A 16193-nucleotide genomic window follows, 5' to 3' on the forward strand; every position below is an offset into this window, starting at 1 on the left:
AAAGGCCGTCTGAAACCTCATTGCGGGTTTCAGACGGCCTTTATTCCATCAAATAATCAAGCCTGTTTCAGTTTTGCATCAGCATCACGCAATGCAGTACGCAAACCTTCCTCGATAACCGGATGGTAGAACGGCATATCCAACATTTGCGGAATCGTCATTTTCATTTGATGCGCCCAAGCCATCAAGTGTGCCAAATGTTCGGCAGCAGGGCCGACAACTTCCGCACCAATGAAACGGCCGGTTGCTTTTTCGGCATACAAACGCATATGGCCTTTGTTTACCAACATAACGCGACTGCGGCCTTGGTTTCGGAAGGAAACTTCGCCGATTACAAACTCTTCGGGTTGATATTTCGCCGCAACTTGCGCGTATTTCAAGCCGACAGAGGCAATTTGCGGATTGGTGAACACCACGCCGATTACACTGCGACGCAAACCACCGCCGATATTCGGATAGCGGCCTGCATTGTCGCCGGCAATTTTTCCTTGGTCGGCAGCTTCGTGCAGCAGAGGCAATTGATTGGACGCATCGCCTGCAATAAAGATATGCGGAATGCTGGTTTGCATAGTCAGCGGATCGGCAACAGGCACGCCGCGCGCATCTTTCTCGATAGTCAGGTTTTCCAAACCGATATTGTCCACGTTCGGACGACGGCCTACGGCTGCCAGCATATATTCGGCAACGAACACACCTTTTTCGCCGTCTTGTTCCCAATGAACTTCAACATTGCCTTCCGCATCCAGTTTGACTTCGGTTTTAGCGTCCAAATGTAAAGCCAACTCTTCGCCAAACACAGCTTTGGCTTCTTCAGCGACAACAGGGTCGGAAATACCGCCAATGGCTCCGCCTACGCCGAAAATCTCAACTTTCACGCCCAAACGGTGCAAAGCCTGGCCCAACTCTAAGCCGATAACGCCGGGGCCGAATACGGCCACACTCTTAGGCAAAGTATCCCAAGAGAAAACATCATCGTTTACAACCAAGCGATCACCCAAAGCTTCCCACTGAGGGAAAATCACAGGACGTGAACCGGTGGCAATCACAAAACTTTTTGCAGTGATTTGCGTATGATCATCGATTTGGACGGTGTGTTCGTCAACAAATTTTGCCGTACCCATAATACGCTTGTCGGCAGGCCACTCTTCTACATCGCTGACCACAAAACCGACAAAACGGTCGCGTTCGGACTTCACGCGTTGCATGACTTCTTCGCCGTTGACAACGATGCTGTCTTTGTCCAAATGCACGCCAAACGGATCGGTATGCAAAGCATGATGGCGCGCTTCTGCGGCGGCAATCAAGAGTTTGGAAGGCATACAGCCCACGCGCGCGCAGGTCGTGCCGAACACATTGTTTTCAATCAGGTAAACATTGTCTGTATGAAGGCGGGCATTGCGAAATGCGCCCATACCGGCTGTACCGCCGCCCAGTACTACCACATCTGCTTGAATCTTTTTCATATTTTATCCTTACTGTCTATATCCAAACCGATATTGCCATCAGCTTATTCAGTTTCAGACGGAAAATTTTTATTAACTATCAAAAAATAAAAATTAATAGCCAATTACTAAATATCGATTTAAAACAATAATCTCAAATTCTACTTGTAAATATAGAGTTATTCAGAACGCCGAATTGTAAACGTCGTCTGAATAACTCTATATTTTATCTTTCAGACGGCCTTTTCAAACCGTCTCAAGCATACAGGCAATTAGTTTTTAGCCAAGTAAGCTTCCAAGTCTTCGCTGCCGCCGATGTATTTGCCGCCGATGAATACTTGAGGAGCAGTCATCTTGCCGGTAATAGCGCGAACGGAAGTAACAGTTGCATCTTTGCCCAATACGATTTCTTCGTAAGACAAGCCTTTGTCTTGCAGAGCTTTTTTAGCTTTAGCACAGAACTGGCAGCCAGGTTTGGTGAAGATGGCAACAGACTCTTGAGCTTTCCAGTCAGGAGCAATGTATTTCAACATAGTGTCAGCGTCAGACACTTTGAAAGGATCGCCTGGTTCTTCAGGTTCGATAAACATTTTTTCAACCACGCCGTCGTTAACCAGCATGGAGTAACGCCAAGAGCGTTTGCCGAAGCCCAAGTCTTCTTTGCCAACCAACATGCCCATGCCTTCAGTGAATTCACCGTTGCCATCAGGGATCATGTAGATGTTGTCAGCTTCTTCTTCAGCAGCCCAAGCGTTCATTACGAAAGTGTCGTTTACAGATACGCAGTAGATAGCGTCAACACCATTTTCTTTGAACGCGCCGAACAATTCGTTGTAACGTGGCAGGTGAGAAGAAGAGCAAGTCGGAGTAAATGCGCCAGGCAGAGAGAACACGACTACTTTTTTGCCTTTGAACAAATCATCAGTAGAAACATCTTTCCAAGTGTCGCCGACACGAGTGCGGAATACTACGGAAGGTACTTTTTGACCGGTACGATCTTGCAAAGCCATTTTTAAGCTCCTTTAAAAATTCGGGTTTGAGAAATGAATTAATGCTTGCATTCTAATGCAGGCCTATCGATTTGTATAATTTATAGTTCAAATAATATTAATTATATTAAACTATCAATTTAATCCAACCGAAAACAGCTAAATCATTAAATAAAGGCTATCTGAAAGAAAACAAGTACCTGACCGAAATTATTTTTTAGGTAAAGGCTGAACGGGAGAATCCGAAGCCACAATTTCACCGATGGATTTTTCCGCAATATCTTTCAAAGCATAGCGGTCTTTATCCGGCATATCTGTCGGTTTGTACTGAGGCGAGAAATCCAAACGGATACGGATTTTCTTCATAGAAACAATACGCCACAAAGACTGAAACAGGTTTACCTCTGCATAAGACGGCAAGTCCGTCCGTTGTCCGTCATCATCATAATAGCGCAAGGTTACTGCCTGAATAGGCGCTTTCGCATCAATTGCCGATTGAAACAGGGCTGCTTTAAACGGCAAAATATTCAAGCCGGAAGAAGTGCGCGCCTCGGGGAAAAAACTTACATTCTGCCCTGCTTTCAATGCCGCACAAATCGCCTGATTAATCGGCTCGACATCACGGCGGGAATTGCGGTTGATAAATACCGTACCGGCATTTTTACCCATTTTCCCCAAAACCGGCCAACTGCTGATTTCCTGTTTCGCAATAAAACTGCTCGGATAAACGGCGCTCATGGCAAAAATATCCAACCAAGACACATGGTTGGCCACCACCAATGTACCGCTCACATTTCCTTGAGGCGGTACGCCGATTTCCAATTCAATATCCAAAGCATCCAACGCGCCTTTTCCCAAAACAACCACAGCATGATTGCGTTCCTCTGCATTATTACCATCGATGGCACGCAAATTCCGGCCGGTTCGGAACAACCAAGCTGCCAAACGGCAAAGTCTGCCGAGTCGTTTAAAAAAAGGAGCTTTTTGTTTAGACATAAAATTTCTTCTGTATGGTATTTATTATTTTCAGACGGCCTCTGACATTTAAGGCCGTCTGAAACTATTTCTGGCAATTTGGACAATAAAATGTTCCACGCTGCCCCAAAGTTTCTTTAAAAATCAATCCGCCACACTGAACGCAAGGCTCATTGTGGCGACCATAGACCGTATATTCCTGCTGAAAGTAGCCGCTTTTGCCATCGCTATTGACAAAGTCCCGCAGCGTACTGCCGCCCGTTTCAATCGCCCTCAGCAGAATCGCTTTAACGGTTTCCACCAATAATGCGCATTCTTTCTTGGTCAGCTTATTCGCCGGACGCAATGGCGAAATACCTGCCTTAAACAGACTTTCATTCGCATAAATATTGCCAACGCCAACCACCACCGCATTATCCATCAGCGCCAATTTGACTGCACGCTTTTGTGTTTTCAATTTCTGATACAGGTAATTTGCATCAAACGCCTCCGAGAGCGGCTCCGGCCCCAGTTTTTCCAACAGCGGATGATGTTCGACAATACCCTCATACCACAATACCGCACCAAATTTACGCGGGTCGTGATAACGCAATACAGTACCGTCATCAAATACAAAATCCAAATGATCGTGTTTATCCGGCGTAGCAATACGTTCATCATCGGCAGTAAAAATCCGCAAACTGCCGGACATGCCCAAATGAATAAGTAAAATACCCGTTTCGAAAGTAATAATCAAATACTTCGCACGCCGGTTGCATGCCAAAACTTTGCGGCCGGCCAAAATTTGCGCCAAGTTTGGATGAATAGGCCATCTCAATTTAAACTGGCGGATAGTGACTTTTTCTATCTTTTTGCCATCAATATGCGGCTCTATCCCGCGTAAAGTCGTTTCCACCTCAGGTAATTCAGGCATCATTATTCTCCAAATTCATCATTAATATACAGGCCGTCTGAAAACTATTCGGCCAAACGTGCCGTACTTAAAGCAACCGTATTGCCATCAAATGCAGATTCCAATTCAGGCAAAGGATGGACACCAATCAAATGTTTCGTTAACACCATCCCATAAACCGCCGCACACTGCGGCCACCACCTATCCCCCGCCTTTTCCATAAACCGCCAAAACTTCAAAGCAGAAGGCGAATTCACAGCAGGCAGATAATCCATAAACTGCCCATATTCCATTTCAAAACCAATATCCGCAATTTTTCGTTTCAGCTCGGCTAAAGCCAAACATTGAGATTTCAAAGGCAGCTTTTCCCCATCAAACCAAGAGCTCAACCCCCACAAAGATTTAGGGTTGAACCCCGTCAAAATCAACCTGCCTTCAGGTTTTAATATCCTAAACGCCTCTTGCAACACCAAATCTGCAGATGAAACTTCCAAAAAATGAGGCATCAATAACACATCCACGGAATGCGTTTCAAATGCCAACATTTCAGCATCCATCCGCACATCGCGGGGCACTACAATCATGTTTTCAGACGGCCTCTGCCATACACCGCCCAATTGAACCGCCACCTGCCTATTCAAATACTGCAAATGCCGTCTGAAAAAATCCGCCTCTTTTTGAGCAAGATATTGCCCCATTGGCGTTTGCATAAAAAAAACTTCCATTCAAGGCTCCCCTATGCATCCCGACTTGTGTGACAGAATTTTAACACCACGGCCACATCACACAAGCAAATTCCCTGCTCGACTTGACGTTTAAATGCTGAAACGATACTATCAAAAAGACGAAATTTTATTATATATTTGATAACTTTATTTACTATGGCAAAACTAAAAACCATCGCTCTGACCGTTTCAAGCCTGTCGGCGGTTTCCGCCACAGCCTACGCACAAAACGCTACACCCAACCAAGTCGGCATGGCCATGATGCGCCTCAACTCCGCCCTGCTCGACCAAGCCAAAGCACAAACCTTCGGCTCCGGCAGTTTATGGGCATCGTTGCGTAAAGACTTCCGCATCAACGAAGTCAACACAGAACTGGTTCGCCGCCATGAAAACAAATTTGCTGCAAACAGCGCATATTTCGACCGCACCATCTCACGCAGCAAACCTTATATGTACCATATTGCCAATGAAGTTAAAAAACGCAATATGCCCGCCGAAATCGCTTTGCTGCCTTTCATTGAAAGCGCATTCGTAACCAAAGCCAAATCACACGTCGGCGCATCCGGCCTGTGGCAATTTATGCCGGCTACCGGCCGCCACTTCGGCTTGGAAAAAACACCTTTGTATGACGGCCGCCACGATATTTACGCTGCTACAGATGCCGCATTGAACTACCTGCAATACCTGCACGGTATGTTCGGCGACTGGTCTTTGGCGCTTGCCGCTTACAACTGGGGCGAAGGTAATGTCGGTCGCGCTGTCAACCGCGCCCGCGCGCAAGGTTTGGAGCCGACATACGAAAACCTGCGTATGCCGAACGAAACACGCAATTACGTTCCCAAACTTTTGGCCGTCCGCAATATCGTTGCCAATCCGCAAACCTTCGGCATGAATATCAGCGAAATCAGCAACCAGCCGTATTTCAAATCTATCAGCATCGACAAACCTATTGATAACAGCACAATCGCCCGCTTTGCAAACATCAGCGAAAGCGAATTGTTGGCACTCAACCCGGGTTTCAATGCGCCTGTATTCATCCCTAAAAACAACCGTCGTCTGTTGTTGCCGGTTGCTGCGGTTTCCACATTTGAAAAGAACTACCGCAATGCTAACCCGGATACTCTGATGTCTTGGGATATTTATACTTCTTTAGGCAACAAAAAACTGAATGCCATTGCCAACGATACCGGCATGAGCGTTGCCGAACTCAAACGCCTCAACGGCCTGAGCGGTAGCGCCGTTTCCGAAGGCCGCAGCATTTTGGTGGCTAAAAATTCAGCAAGCCAAAGCCAGGACATCATTAATTTTATCGATAAAGACAATACGCCGGATACTTACCAATCCAATATGCCGGCCATGTCTCCGATTATTGCTTCCAACGCAGTAGAACCGGTTAAAGTTGCCCAAACCAAGGTTACTGATATTGTTGCACCTGTTGTTCCACAATCCAGCAAACCGGTTGACTTTATTGCACGCAGCAAAGCTGAAAACGTTACTTCAGTAGCGGTAACAGAAACTAAAGCCCAACCTCAAGTTGCAAATGCGGAAATGGCTGCTCCAGTTACAGCCATGACCCATGCGACTACCGAGACCGTTGCTAAAAATGTTGCAGAAGCACCCAAATCAGCCATCCCTGCAGACTTGACCGTACCAACTGTTGCCGCAAACGATGTAGCCCCTACTCCAGCAGTTGAATCTGTTGCCGCTGCGCCGGCACAAGAAGAGCATGACGACCTGATGGCATTGGTACAAAGCCGACCAGCAGAGGAATCTTCAGCGACTATTGCCGAGGCCACACCGGAGAACAAACAAGTTCAAACTGTTGTTACCGCCGAAAGCGCACGCACGGCACGCATCGCAGCCAATATGGCTAAACAACAACGCCGTATCAATGCGCGTCTTGCCCGTGTAAGCGGTCAGCAAAACACACAAACTGCAGCACTTGCAACGGGTACCCACCGTGTGGAAGATGGCGATACATTGTTTAACATCTCCAAACGCTATAACCTGAGCGTAGCCGATTTGATTATTGCCAACAATATCAAAGGCAACAATATTAAAAAAGGCCAAATCCTCCGTGTTACAGCCGCTCCGGCAAAAGTCCGCAGCAACTCGGTTCAAAACGTTTCCTACACTGTACGCAAAGGCGATACCCTGAACACCATCGCCAGCCGTTTCAATGTTGATATTAACGATATCCGCCGTTGGAACCGCAATACCCGTACTGTATCTCCCGGTCAACGTTTGAAACTGATTGGTAGCTAATATTAGCTTTAAAACAAAGGCCGTCTGGAAGATTCAGACGGCCTTTTTCTTGATGATAGATAATCAAGTTAATGTTTGATGACAAACAGAATAGCCTTCTCTTTAAAATAAAAATATTTTTTGAAAATTACTGTATCAAAAAAGAGTGTGTAAAAACACACTCTTTCTCAAACAGATTGCTGTCAGACTCTACTCTTAATATCCATATTCAAACATATAAATTCCGTAAAATATATTCCTATGCCGGTGAAAAAGCATCACAGAAAAAAGCATCTTCCGGTAAAGCGCATTTTTGAGTCAGTAAACCATGTGCACTTTCGGTCATCTCTGGTGATCCGCAAGCATAAACTTCATATTGGCCCAAATCAGGATAATTTTGCGCAGCAACATCTTGCACATAGCCATTCTCCCCTTTCCACTCAGAATCAGGCTTAGAAAGAACCGGCGAAAATTTCGCATTTTTCAGACGACCTATTAATGCTTCTGCTTCTTCCAATGCATACAGATCCACCTGTTGACGTGCTCCCCAGTAAAAATGAACCTGACGCTCGCTATTCTGACGAATCAAATCAAGCAAAATACTGCGAATAGGGGCATAACCTGTACCCGTTGCCAACAAAATCATCGGTTTATTGCTGTCTTGTTGCAAAGTGAATGTACCTAATGGCCCTTTGACACGGACAATGCCTTTCTCTTTGATTTTAGGCTCTGCCCCAAAAATCATTTCTGAGCACACGCCGTTTTCACGGTTGCGGATATGCAGTTCCAAAATGCCTTCTTGATCAGGCGAATTGGCGATTGAATAGCTACGGCTGATATTGCCGGGAAGCAGCAAATCAATATATTGCCCGGCATAAAATGCAAATGGCGGCGCTTTAGGCAAAGCCAGTTTGAGCAAAGCAACATCGTGTTTGATTTCAATGTTTTCAATACGTGCCGGCAATGTGCGTACCGGCAAAGCATTTTGATTAAAACCCGGCACATTGATTTTGAGGTCGCTCTTCGCAGTGGTACAGCACAATAACACTTTGCCCTGTGCTTTTTCTTCTTCACTGATGGCTTTATCAATATGCTTGCCCATTTCAAATTCGCCACTAATCAACTCGGCCTTACACTGCCCGCAGGCACCACTTTTGCAAGAATGAGGCAAATTTAAATTCTGACGGGTTGCGGCAGCAAGAACCGTTTCGTCCTCATTCGCCGTAAATGTAGTTTGATCTGGTAAGGTAATGGTATGTGTCATGGTATTTAGAATAAATTTATTATCAAAAACAAAGGCCGTCTGAAAATAAAACCTGTTTTCAGACGGCCTGTCCTATCTATCAAGCCAATTTGGCTTTAATCAACTCTTGAACCTGAGCCGGATTGGCCTTGCCTTTACTTGCTTTCATCACCTGGCCGACAATCGCATTTAAGGCTTTTTCATTACCGGAACGGAATTGCTCAATGGCTTTCGCATTGTTTGCCAACACTTCATCCACCATCGCTTCAATTGCGCCAGTGTCGGTAATCTGTTGCAAACCGTGTTTTTCGATGATTTCGGCAATACCTGCTCCAGGCTCGGCCCACATCGCTTCAAAAGCTTTTTTCGCCAGTTTGCTGCTCAATGTTCCGTCCGCGACTTTAGCAACCAACTCGGCAAGGCGTGAAGCCGTAATCGGGCTTTCAGCCAATTCCAAACCTTCTTTGTTCAAGGTGGCGGCAAGCTCGCCATTCATCCAGTTCGCCGTCAATTTACCTTGGCCGCAGGCTTTGGCTGCTTCTTCAAAATAGGCAGCTTGAGCACGGCTCGCAGTCAACAGGCGCGCATCATAGTCGGACACGCCGTAATCGGCAACAAAACGCGCTGCCATTTCATGCGGCAACTCAGGCATTTGCTCTTTGGCCTTTTGCAATTGGCCGTCTGAAATAATGACAGGCAGCAAATCCGGATCTGGGAAATAGCGGTAATCGTGCGCATCTTCTTTCAAACGCATCACACGGGTTTCGCCTTTTTCAGGGTCAAACAGCATGGTTGCCTGCTGTACTTTACCGCCGTCTTCCAAAATTTCGATTTGAGCTTCCACTTCATAATTGATGGCTTGTTCCAAGAAGCGGAAAGAATTGAGGTTTTTGATTTCACGGCGTGTACCGAACTCAGCCTGACCTTTTGGACGTACAGAAACGTTGGCATCAACGCGGAACGAGCCTTCCGCCATATTGCCGTCGCAAATATCCAGCCAAGTTACCAAACCGTGCAATGCTTTAGCATATGCCACGGCTTCGGCTGCGGAACGCATTTCAGGCTCGGAGACAACTTCCAATAAAGGCGTACCGGCGCGGTTTAAGTCGATACCGGTTGCACCGTTCAAACCTTCATGTACGGATTTACCCGCATCTTCTTCCATGTGCGCACGGGTAACATTGATGGTTTTAACCTCGTCGCCCACTACGATTTCCAATTTGCCATGTTCAACAATCGGCAAATCCAACTGACTGATTTGATAGCCTTTCGGCAAATCAGGATAGAAATAGTTTTTACGGTCGAACACGTTTTTCTGATTGATTTTCGCATCCAAAGCCAAACCGAGTTTGATGGCTTTTTCGACGACTTCGCGGTTCATTACCGGCAATACGCCCGGCAACGCACACTCAACCACGCTGGCATGGGCATTAGGTTCGGCACCGAATGCAGTGGATGCGCCGCTGAAGATTTTGGATTGGGTGTTGAGTTGGACGTGGATTTCCAGTCCGATTACGGTTTCCCAAGTCATAAGGGTCTTTCTGTCGAAAAAAAAGTTAATCGGTTAAATGAATGATTCGTTTTTCAGACGGCCTGAATAAAAAACATAACAGGCCGTCTGTAAGATAAGTTTATTTCCTGCGGCGTTGGAAACCGGGCAGTTGCCAATGGAACCGGTATGCAGTCAGGCGAAACAACAAGCCGCCGGCAAAGAGCAGGTTTAACGTAAAAATATTAATCCAGCCCAAACGCCCGAACAGATAAATCAGTCCGCCAATCAAAATGGCCACGCTGCCGTAAAGGTCGGTACGCAAAATCATCGGCACGTCATTGACCAAAATATCGCGCGCAATACCGCCTCCAACAGCAGTCACAAAAGCCAAAGAAATAACGCCGAACAGATTAAGCTGCAAAGCCATGCCGATTTGTGCGCCGGTAATACTGAACGCAGCCAGACCGACGGCATCGGCAATAATAAAGGCAGCGGCCAAATAAGTGCTGCGATAACGTTGCACCCTTATCAACCATGCAATGGCCAGTGTGGCAAATACAACAATCAGCGCATCGGTTTGCAAAAACACCTGCGGAATCCGGCCGACCAAGCCGTCGCGTATCATGCCGCCGCCGACAGCCGTCAGTAACGCTGTAATGACGACACCGAGCACATCCAATCGCTTGTTGTAGCCGACCAAATAGCCGGAAATGGCAAACGCGGCTGTCCCAATGATTTGGATGAAGTCGGTTGTATTCATAACATGTATTACTCGTCAGATGATAGTTTAATTTGTAGATGCTAAAACATTTCTTATTTGCATTTCTATTTCATCTAACATCTGATAACGCTTACGATACATAGACCGTTTTTTGCTTTCAATTTCCTCAAAGTCCTTACGTATCGGCTCTTTTGGCAGATGCCATAATCCATCAACACCTTTTCGGGCACCATGCTCCTGCCAAAATTGGTCATAATTCATTTTGACACGTTTCTTTAAGCGCCAACGTAGCTTAACTTGCCTATCTTGTGTAATACCACTCACACCATCCAGCTTTAATGCAATAGCAAAATATTGCAATGCATGCACCATCAGTTGCTGAGGACGCAATCCATGCAGCCTCTTAGTTAAGCTCCGGACTGTATCTTTTGCCTCTTCTCCTGCAGGCCCCTGAAGAGAGGCGGCAAGCAGCATATTATTTACAAAGGCAAAAGTTGCCATATACAGCCGTTTCCCACCGTCTTCCCGTAAAGAAAGAGACCACATTCCCTCATCGACACAATTGTCATTTCGGTTAAGCCAAATCTCAAGGCCGTCTGAAGGTTTTGCCAAAACAATATGAAAGGAACGGGTTTTCATACCCATTACTCTTTCTTTTCCAAACAGCTTTTCTGCAGCCTCAAAATCTGACTGCATAATTTTTAATCTATCGGCACCACTAAATTGTTTATCAACAAACTCATGTATCAAAGGATAGGCATCTTGAGGCATTTGACTAAAAAAACTTTGGCATATTTTCGAAGTATTTACAAACTGCTCAAATGCCTTAATTTCTTTACGATACCACAATGTCCTCAATGTAAATTTTAAATGCTGCGTTTTAAACTTTGGCGCATTCTGATAAACAGTTTTAAATCCTGGAAAAGAAAACTTCTCAGGCATATAGACTCCCTGCCCTTATTCCGGTGCTTTAGTATGCCAATCGCTGTTCAGTTGAACTTGATGTGCGGCACCCAGAATTTTTACTTCGGAGAAATAGTTGCCGATAAATTGCACACCAATCGGCAGACCGTTTGTACTGAAACCGGCAGGCAGGGTCAGTGCAGGCAAACCAGCAAGGTTCACGGCGATGGTGTAAATATCGGACAAGTACATTTGCACAGGATCGTGGATGTCGCTGCCGAGTTTCGGCGCTGCAGTCGGTGCAGTCGGTGCTAAAATGAAATCACATTGACCAAAGGCCGTCTGAAAATCATTGGCAACCAGACGGCGCAGTTTTTGCGCTTTCAGGTAATAAGCATCATAGTAACCATGACTCAATACATAAGTACCGATCATGATACGGCGTTTGACCTCGCTACCAAAACCTTCGGCACGGGTGTTGCTGTACATTTCTTCCAAATCGCCGAATTGCGCTGCACGATGACCATAACGTACGCCGTCAAAACGGGACAAGTTGGTACTTGCTTCAGCGGAGGCGAGAACGTAATAAGCGGGAATCGACAATGAAGTTTGCGGCAACGAAACTTCAACAGTCTCAGCGCCTTGGGCTTTAAGCAAATCAATCACGTTTTGCAAGGCCGTCTGAACATCGGTATCCGCGCCTTCGCCGAAATATTCTTTAGGCAAACCGATTTTCAACCCTTTGAGCGGCTTATCCAAATCACGGGTGTAATCTTCTTTGTCGCGTTCCAAACTGGTGGAATCACGCTCGTCAAAGCTGGCCATGGCGTTCAACAAAATTGCACAGTCTTCGGCTGTTTGCGCCATAGGGCCGGCTTGGTCGAAGCTGGAAGCATAAGCAACCATACCGAAGCGTGAAACCGTACCGTAAGTCGGCTTGATGCCGGTAATACCGCAATGCGATGCAGGCTGACGGATGGAACCGCCGGTATCCGAACCCAATGCAGCCGGTGCCAAACGCGCCGCAATCACGGCAGCCGAACCGCCTGACGAACCGCCGGGAACATGTTCAAAATTCCATGGGTTTTTGGTTGCACCGTAGAACGAAGTCTCATTGGTCGAACCCATGGCAAATTCGTCCATATTGGTACGGCCGAGAGTAACCATGCCGGCATCCAACAGATTTTGCACCACAGTGGCAGTATAAGGGGAAACAAAGTTATCCAACATTTTGGAACTGCATGCACTGCGCCAACCTGTTTGGCAGAAAATATCTTTGTAAGCAACCGGCACACCGGTCAAAGCCGTTGCATTACCGGCCGCGATACGCGCATCGGCTGCTTTGGCTTCAGCAAGGGTCTTATCTTGATCGATGGTCACATAGCCGTTGATGGCAGGGTTTTTCGCAGCAATAGCGGCCAAATATTCAGTCGCCAATTCGACTGCGGAAATTTGTTTGGATTGCAGCAGGCTGCTGGCTTGTTTGAGCGTGTAAGCGGTCATTGTGCCGTACTTTCTATAAAACAGTTTTTGCTTTCAAAACAGATATTGAAAACATCCGTTTAAATCAATAAATCGGGCCGTCTGAACAAAGTATCCTTTCAGACGGCCTTGCAATAGGGGCTTGCCGATAAGCAAAGGCCGTCTGAAACCTTATTCTTCAATCACTTGAGGAACGATATACAGACGATTGCGCACTTCGGGGGCAACCGCCTGATATTCGGCGGCATGGTCGGTTTCAGTCACTTTATCTTCGCGCAGGCGCAAAGCGGCTTCGTGCGGATGCGCCATGGGTTCGATGCCGTCGGTATTGACGCTTTGCATGTTTTCAACCATGGCGAAAATGTCGTTCAACTCGGCAAGCGTTTTGTTTTTTTCTTCGTCCGTTAAAGTGAGGCGCGAGAGTTTTGCGATTTTTTCCACATCATTTAAGCTTAAAGCCATAAAAAATCCTTGTCTGATAGCAATGCACCTTGGGTTTGGGGTATCATTGCATTTCGTCTTCTATGAAGCGAAGAATTATAACCGAAAACCAAACAGGTTGGCATGGTGTTTTGATTCAGACGGCCTTTTCAGGGTTCATTTATCCGTCTTAAACCGTGTACCTGTTTTTCTTATTTTAAATAACGCTAAACACATCCGGGCTGGGCCGGAATTTCAGGTATCCTATGTTTCGTCTTTTATCTCGTTTTCTCTCTAATGATATTGCCATCGACTTGGGTACGGCCAACACGCTGATTTTTGTACGCGGCAAAGGGATTGTTTTGGATGAGCCGTCCATGGTTGCGATTCAATCCGGCGCGGGCAATAAAAGTAAAATCATGGCGGTTGGTACGGAAGCCAAAAAAATGCAGGGCCGTGCGCCGCGCAATATCGAAATCGTCCGCCCAATGAGGGACGGCGTGATTGCCGATTTTGTGATTACCGAGCGTATGCTGGGTATGTTGATTAAAAAAGCCACCGAAGGACGATCTTTGGTTCCGCCCCGTGTGGTTATCTGTGTTCCGGGCGGCTCTACCCAAGTGGAACGTAAAGCGATTTTGGATTCTGCATTTGCCGCCGGCGCGGCAAGCGTGCATTTGATTGAAGAACCGATGGCCGCCGCTTTGGGCGCGGGTTTGCCGATTGAAGATGCGGCAGGTTCGATGATTGTCGATATTGGCGGCGGCACGACTGAAATCGGTATCCTTTCACTGGGCGGTATGGCCTATTCTGCTTCCGTCCGCGCAGCCGGCGACGAGTTTGACAAAAGCATCATCCATTACCTGCGCCGCCATCGCGGTGTCTTGATCGGTGAAGCGACGGCGGAGGAGTTGAAGAAACAAATCGGCTCAGCCTCGGGCTTTGAAACCGAAACAGCCATGCGCATTAAAGGCCGCGACCTGGCCGAAGGTACGCCTAAATCTTTGGCGGTTACGTCGAATGAAATCCGTGAAGCATTGAGTGAAACGGTAAATCAAATCATCCGTGCCGTCCGTCTGGCTTTGGAACAAGCTCCGCCCGAACTGGCCGGCGATATTGCCGACCGAGGTATTATGCTGACCGGCGGCGGTGCGCTTCTGCACGGTATCGATACCGTCTTGGCCGATGCAACCGGCCTGCCCGTCGGCATTGCCGACCAGCCTCTGAACTGCGTCGCCTATGGCGCCGGTAAGGCTTTGGACTATATCGGCAAATGGGATACCGTGTTTACGGAAAACCCATAAGGTAGATGGCTATGGAACGCTCTTCTTTGCGCTTTGACGAGGCAAAAGGCCCTAAGCTGTTGCCTCGTTTTGTCGTTTATGTCGCCCTGGCGGCCGGCCTGATGGTGGCAGATTATCGCTTTTCATTGATGCAGCCTGTGCGTGCGGCGGTAATGCCCATGCTCTATCCTGCTCAATGGCTGGCTAATCAACCCGTTCAACTTTATCAATATTTTGCCGACCTCTCCCAGTCTAAATCCGAGCTTTTGGAACAAAACCGCCGGCTTTTAGAAGAAAATGGCCGTCTGAAAATCGATTTGCAGCGGGATAAAGTCAATACCGATGAATTGCGCGAATTGAAAAAACTGTACGGTTTGCAACAAAAAGGCATCCACAATGTTATCGGCGCGGAAGTCATTTCCAATGGCAAAGATCCGCTTTCCGAAAGACTGATTATCGGCAAAGGCAGTCAAGACGGCTTGAAAGTTGGCGATGCGGTCATCGATCAAAGCGGTTTGATCGGCCTGTTGACACAAGTCCACACACAAAGCGCGGAAATTGAGCTGATCTCAAGCGGACAAAGTATTGTCCCCGTAGCCGTCAGCCGCACCGGTGAACGCAATTTGGCATACGGCAATGGCAGCGGTTTGGATTTACGCTATTTCCCAACCGGCTCGGACTTGAAACCCGGTGATGTTCTGCTGACTTCCGGCTTGGATGGTACTTATCCGGCGGGGATTCCCGTTGCAACCGTCAGCAAGGTTGTCCGTGCATCGGGAACACCTTATTACGATACGCAACTGACGCCTTTGGCTGCTTTACGCAGCAGTCGTTTTGTCTTGGTACTTTCTTCCGGCCCTTCTTCCCCACGCTGATTTCATGAACGATTTTGACGATTCTTACCGTGCAGTACCGCTGCACATCATGGCGGCCAGTCTCATCGTGATGATGATACTGGACTTTATGCCGTTTTCCTTTGACGGATTCTTCTGGCTGCCTGAAATGACGGCACTGATGTTGCTGTATTGGACATTACACCAGCCGCAACGTGCAGGCATGGGACTGGCTTTTGCCATCGGTCTGATTGTCGATGCAGCAACCGCCGCGACTTTGGGCCTGCACGCCCTGTCTTACGTTGTGATGACTTATTTCATCTTAAACCGACGCCGCCAAATCATGCTGTACGGCCACATTATGCAATTGGCCGCTGTCTTGGCTGCCCTGCTTCTCAATCAGGCCGTTTTAACTGTTGCACGTCTGTTCCTCAATCATCAGGTCATCACTTTGCAAGGCTTTGTTGCCCCATTTGTCGGCGCATTGCTTTGGCCGATACTCAGCCAGCTGATGCTGATTGTGACCCGTATTTACCGCGCGCACTGAAA

At 47.2% G+C, this 16193-nt stretch carries 15 protein-coding genes; 4 read left to right on the forward strand and 11 right to left on the reverse strand.

The window, feature by feature from the left end; translation table 11 throughout:
* Nucleotides 1–56: 56 nt before the first annotated feature.
* The 5 genes from HMPREF2596_RS07995 to HMPREF2596_RS08015 form a co-directional block, all read right to left on the reverse strand.
* Nucleotides 57–1463, reverse strand: a complete 1407-nt coding sequence (locus tag HMPREF2596_RS07995) for a dihydrolipoyl dehydrogenase (RefSeq protein WP_070850654.1) — start codon at nucleotides 1461–1463, stop codon at nucleotides 57–59.
* Nucleotides 1464–1714: 251 nt separating this feature from the next.
* The gene (locus tag HMPREF2596_RS08000; protein ID WP_003747251.1) at nucleotides 1715–2452 is read right to left on the reverse strand and encodes a redoxin family protein; all 738 of its coding nucleotides are present in this window, start codon (nucleotides 2450–2452) and stop codon (nucleotides 1715–1717) included.
* A gap of 189 nt (nucleotides 2453–2641) precedes the next feature.
* Nucleotides 2642–3427, reverse strand: coding sequence for a 1-acylglycerol-3-phosphate O-acyltransferase (locus HMPREF2596_RS08005; protein ID WP_070850655.1), 786 nt, complete (start codon nucleotides 3425–3427; stop codon nucleotides 2642–2644).
* Nucleotides 3428–3491: 64 nt separating this feature from the next.
* A complete protein-coding gene (gene mutM / locus HMPREF2596_RS08010) occupies nucleotides 3492–4319 on the reverse strand; it encodes a DNA-formamidopyrimidine glycosylase (protein WP_070850713.1) in 828 nt (275 codons plus the stop codon).
* A gap of 44 nt (nucleotides 4320–4363) precedes the next feature.
* Nucleotides 4364–5023: a class I SAM-dependent methyltransferase gene (locus HMPREF2596_RS08015; protein WP_070850656.1), complete on the reverse strand. Its 660-nt coding sequence runs from the start codon at nucleotides 5021–5023 to the stop codon at nucleotides 4364–4366.
* 156 nt (nucleotides 5024–5179) lie between these two features.
* Between HMPREF2596_RS08015 and HMPREF2596_RS08020 the strand changes: the two genes are divergently transcribed.
* A complete protein-coding gene (locus tag HMPREF2596_RS08020; RefSeq protein WP_070850657.1) occupies nucleotides 5180–7288 on the forward strand; it encodes a LysM peptidoglycan-binding domain-containing protein in 2109 nt (702 codons plus the stop codon).
* Nucleotides 7289–7526: 238 nt separating this feature from the next.
* Here the strand turns inward: HMPREF2596_RS08020 and HMPREF2596_RS08025 are convergent, their stop codons facing one another.
* The 6 genes from HMPREF2596_RS08025 to gatC form a co-directional block, all read right to left on the reverse strand.
* Nucleotides 7527–8531, reverse strand: a complete 1005-nt coding sequence (locus HMPREF2596_RS08025; RefSeq protein ID WP_070850658.1) for a 2Fe-2S iron-sulfur cluster-binding protein — start codon at nucleotides 8529–8531, stop codon at nucleotides 7527–7529.
* A gap of 79 nt (nucleotides 8532–8610) precedes the next feature.
* The gene (gene gatB, locus HMPREF2596_RS08030; protein WP_070850659.1) at nucleotides 8611–10041 is read right to left on the reverse strand and encodes an Asp-tRNA(Asn)/Glu-tRNA(Gln) amidotransferase subunit GatB; all 1431 of its coding nucleotides are present in this window, start codon (nucleotides 10039–10041) and stop codon (nucleotides 8611–8613) included.
* Nucleotides 10042–10141: 100 nt separating this feature from the next.
* The gene (locus HMPREF2596_RS08035) at nucleotides 10142–10762 is read right to left on the reverse strand and encodes a trimeric intracellular cation channel family protein (protein WP_070850660.1); all 621 of its coding nucleotides are present in this window, start codon (nucleotides 10760–10762) and stop codon (nucleotides 10142–10144) included.
* Between the two features lie 27 nt (nucleotides 10763–10789).
* The gene (locus HMPREF2596_RS08040) at nucleotides 10790–11665 is read right to left on the reverse strand and encodes a VirK/YbjX family protein (RefSeq protein WP_070850661.1); all 876 of its coding nucleotides are present in this window, start codon (nucleotides 11663–11665) and stop codon (nucleotides 10790–10792) included.
* Nucleotides 11666–11680: 15 nt separating this feature from the next.
* Nucleotides 11681–13129: an Asp-tRNA(Asn)/Glu-tRNA(Gln) amidotransferase subunit GatA gene (gene gatA / locus HMPREF2596_RS08045; RefSeq protein ID WP_070850662.1), complete on the reverse strand. Its 1449-nt coding sequence runs from the start codon at nucleotides 13127–13129 to the stop codon at nucleotides 11681–11683.
* Nucleotides 13130–13279: 150 nt separating this feature from the next.
* Nucleotides 13280–13570: an Asp-tRNA(Asn)/Glu-tRNA(Gln) amidotransferase subunit GatC gene (gene gatC, locus HMPREF2596_RS08050; protein WP_003685110.1), complete on the reverse strand. Its 291-nt coding sequence runs from the start codon at nucleotides 13568–13570 to the stop codon at nucleotides 13280–13282.
* A 224-nt stretch (nucleotides 13571–13794) separates the two neighbouring features.
* Between gatC and HMPREF2596_RS08055 the strand changes: the two genes are divergently transcribed.
* Genes HMPREF2596_RS08055 through mreD form a run of 3 tightly spaced genes read left to right on the forward strand, consistent with a single transcriptional unit; the run spans nucleotide 13795 to nucleotide 16191 of the window.
* Nucleotides 13795–14832 (forward strand): rod shape-determining protein, encoded by a 1038-nt coding sequence (locus HMPREF2596_RS08055; protein ID WP_039862245.1) that lies wholly within the window; start codon nucleotides 13795–13797, stop codon nucleotides 14830–14832.
* An 11-nt stretch (nucleotides 14833–14843) separates the two neighbouring features.
* Entirely contained in the window at nucleotides 14844–15686 is an 843-nt protein-coding gene (mreC, locus tag HMPREF2596_RS08060; protein WP_070850663.1) for a rod shape-determining protein MreC, read from the forward strand.
* Between the two features lie 4 nt (nucleotides 15687–15690).
* On the forward strand, nucleotides 15691–16191 hold the full coding sequence (gene mreD, locus HMPREF2596_RS08065) for a rod shape-determining protein MreD (RefSeq protein ID WP_070850664.1): 501 nt from the start codon (nucleotides 15691–15693) through the stop codon (nucleotides 16189–16191).
* Nucleotides 16192–16193: the final 2 nt, after the last annotated feature.

This window comes from Neisseria sp. HMSC078C12 (assembly GCF_001838065.1).
Taxonomy (GTDB): domain Bacteria; phylum Pseudomonadota; class Gammaproteobacteria; order Burkholderiales; family Neisseriaceae; genus Neisseria.

Bases quoted from the DNA above. Each gene is read 5' to 3' on its own strand.
- HMPREF2596_RS07995 (WP_070850654.1), bottom strand. From the start codon at position 1,463: ATGAAAAAGATTCAAGCAGATGTGGTAGTACTGGGCGGCGGTACAGCC.
- HMPREF2596_RS08000 (WP_003747251.1), bottom strand. From the start codon at position 2,452: ATGGCTTTGCAAGATCGTACCGGTCAAAAAGTACCTTCCGTAGTATTC.
- HMPREF2596_RS08005 (WP_070850655.1), bottom strand. From the start codon at position 3,427: ATGTCTAAACAAAAAGCTCCTTTTTTTAAACGACTCGGCAGACTTTGC.
- mutM (WP_070850713.1), bottom strand. From the start codon at position 4,319: ATGCCTGAATTACCTGAGGTGGAAACGACTTTACGCGGGATAGAGCCG.
- HMPREF2596_RS08015 (WP_070850656.1), bottom strand. From the start codon at position 5,023: ATGGAAGTTTTTTTTATGCAAACGCCAATGGGGCAATATCTTGCTCAA.
- HMPREF2596_RS08020 (WP_070850657.1), top strand. From the start codon at position 5,180: ATGGCAAAACTAAAAACCATCGCTCTGACCGTTTCAAGCCTGTCGGCG.
- HMPREF2596_RS08025 (WP_070850658.1), bottom strand. From the start codon at position 8,531: ATGACACATACCATTACCTTACCAGATCAAACTACATTTACGGCGAAT.
- gatB (WP_070850659.1), bottom strand. From the start codon at position 10,041: ATGACTTGGGAAACCGTAATCGGACTGGAAATCCACGTCCAACTCAAC.
- HMPREF2596_RS08035 (WP_070850660.1), bottom strand. From the start codon at position 10,762: ATGAATACAACCGACTTCATCCAAATCATTGGGACAGCCGCGTTTGCC.
- HMPREF2596_RS08040 (WP_070850661.1), bottom strand. From the start codon at position 11,665: ATGCCTGAGAAGTTTTCTTTTCCAGGATTTAAAACTGTTTATCAGAAT.
- gatA (WP_070850662.1), bottom strand. From the start codon at position 13,129: ATGACCGCTTACACGCTCAAACAAGCCAGCAGCCTGCTGCAATCCAAA.
- gatC (WP_003685110.1), bottom strand. From the start codon at position 13,570: ATGGCTTTAAGCTTAAATGATGTGGAAAAAATCGCAAAACTCTCGCGC.
- HMPREF2596_RS08055 (WP_039862245.1), top strand. From the start codon at position 13,795: ATGTTTCGTCTTTTATCTCGTTTTCTCTCTAATGATATTGCCATCGAC.
- mreC (WP_070850663.1), top strand. From the start codon at position 14,844: ATGGAACGCTCTTCTTTGCGCTTTGACGAGGCAAAAGGCCCTAAGCTG.
- mreD (WP_070850664.1), top strand. From the start codon at position 15,691: ATGAACGATTTTGACGATTCTTACCGTGCAGTACCGCTGCACATCATG.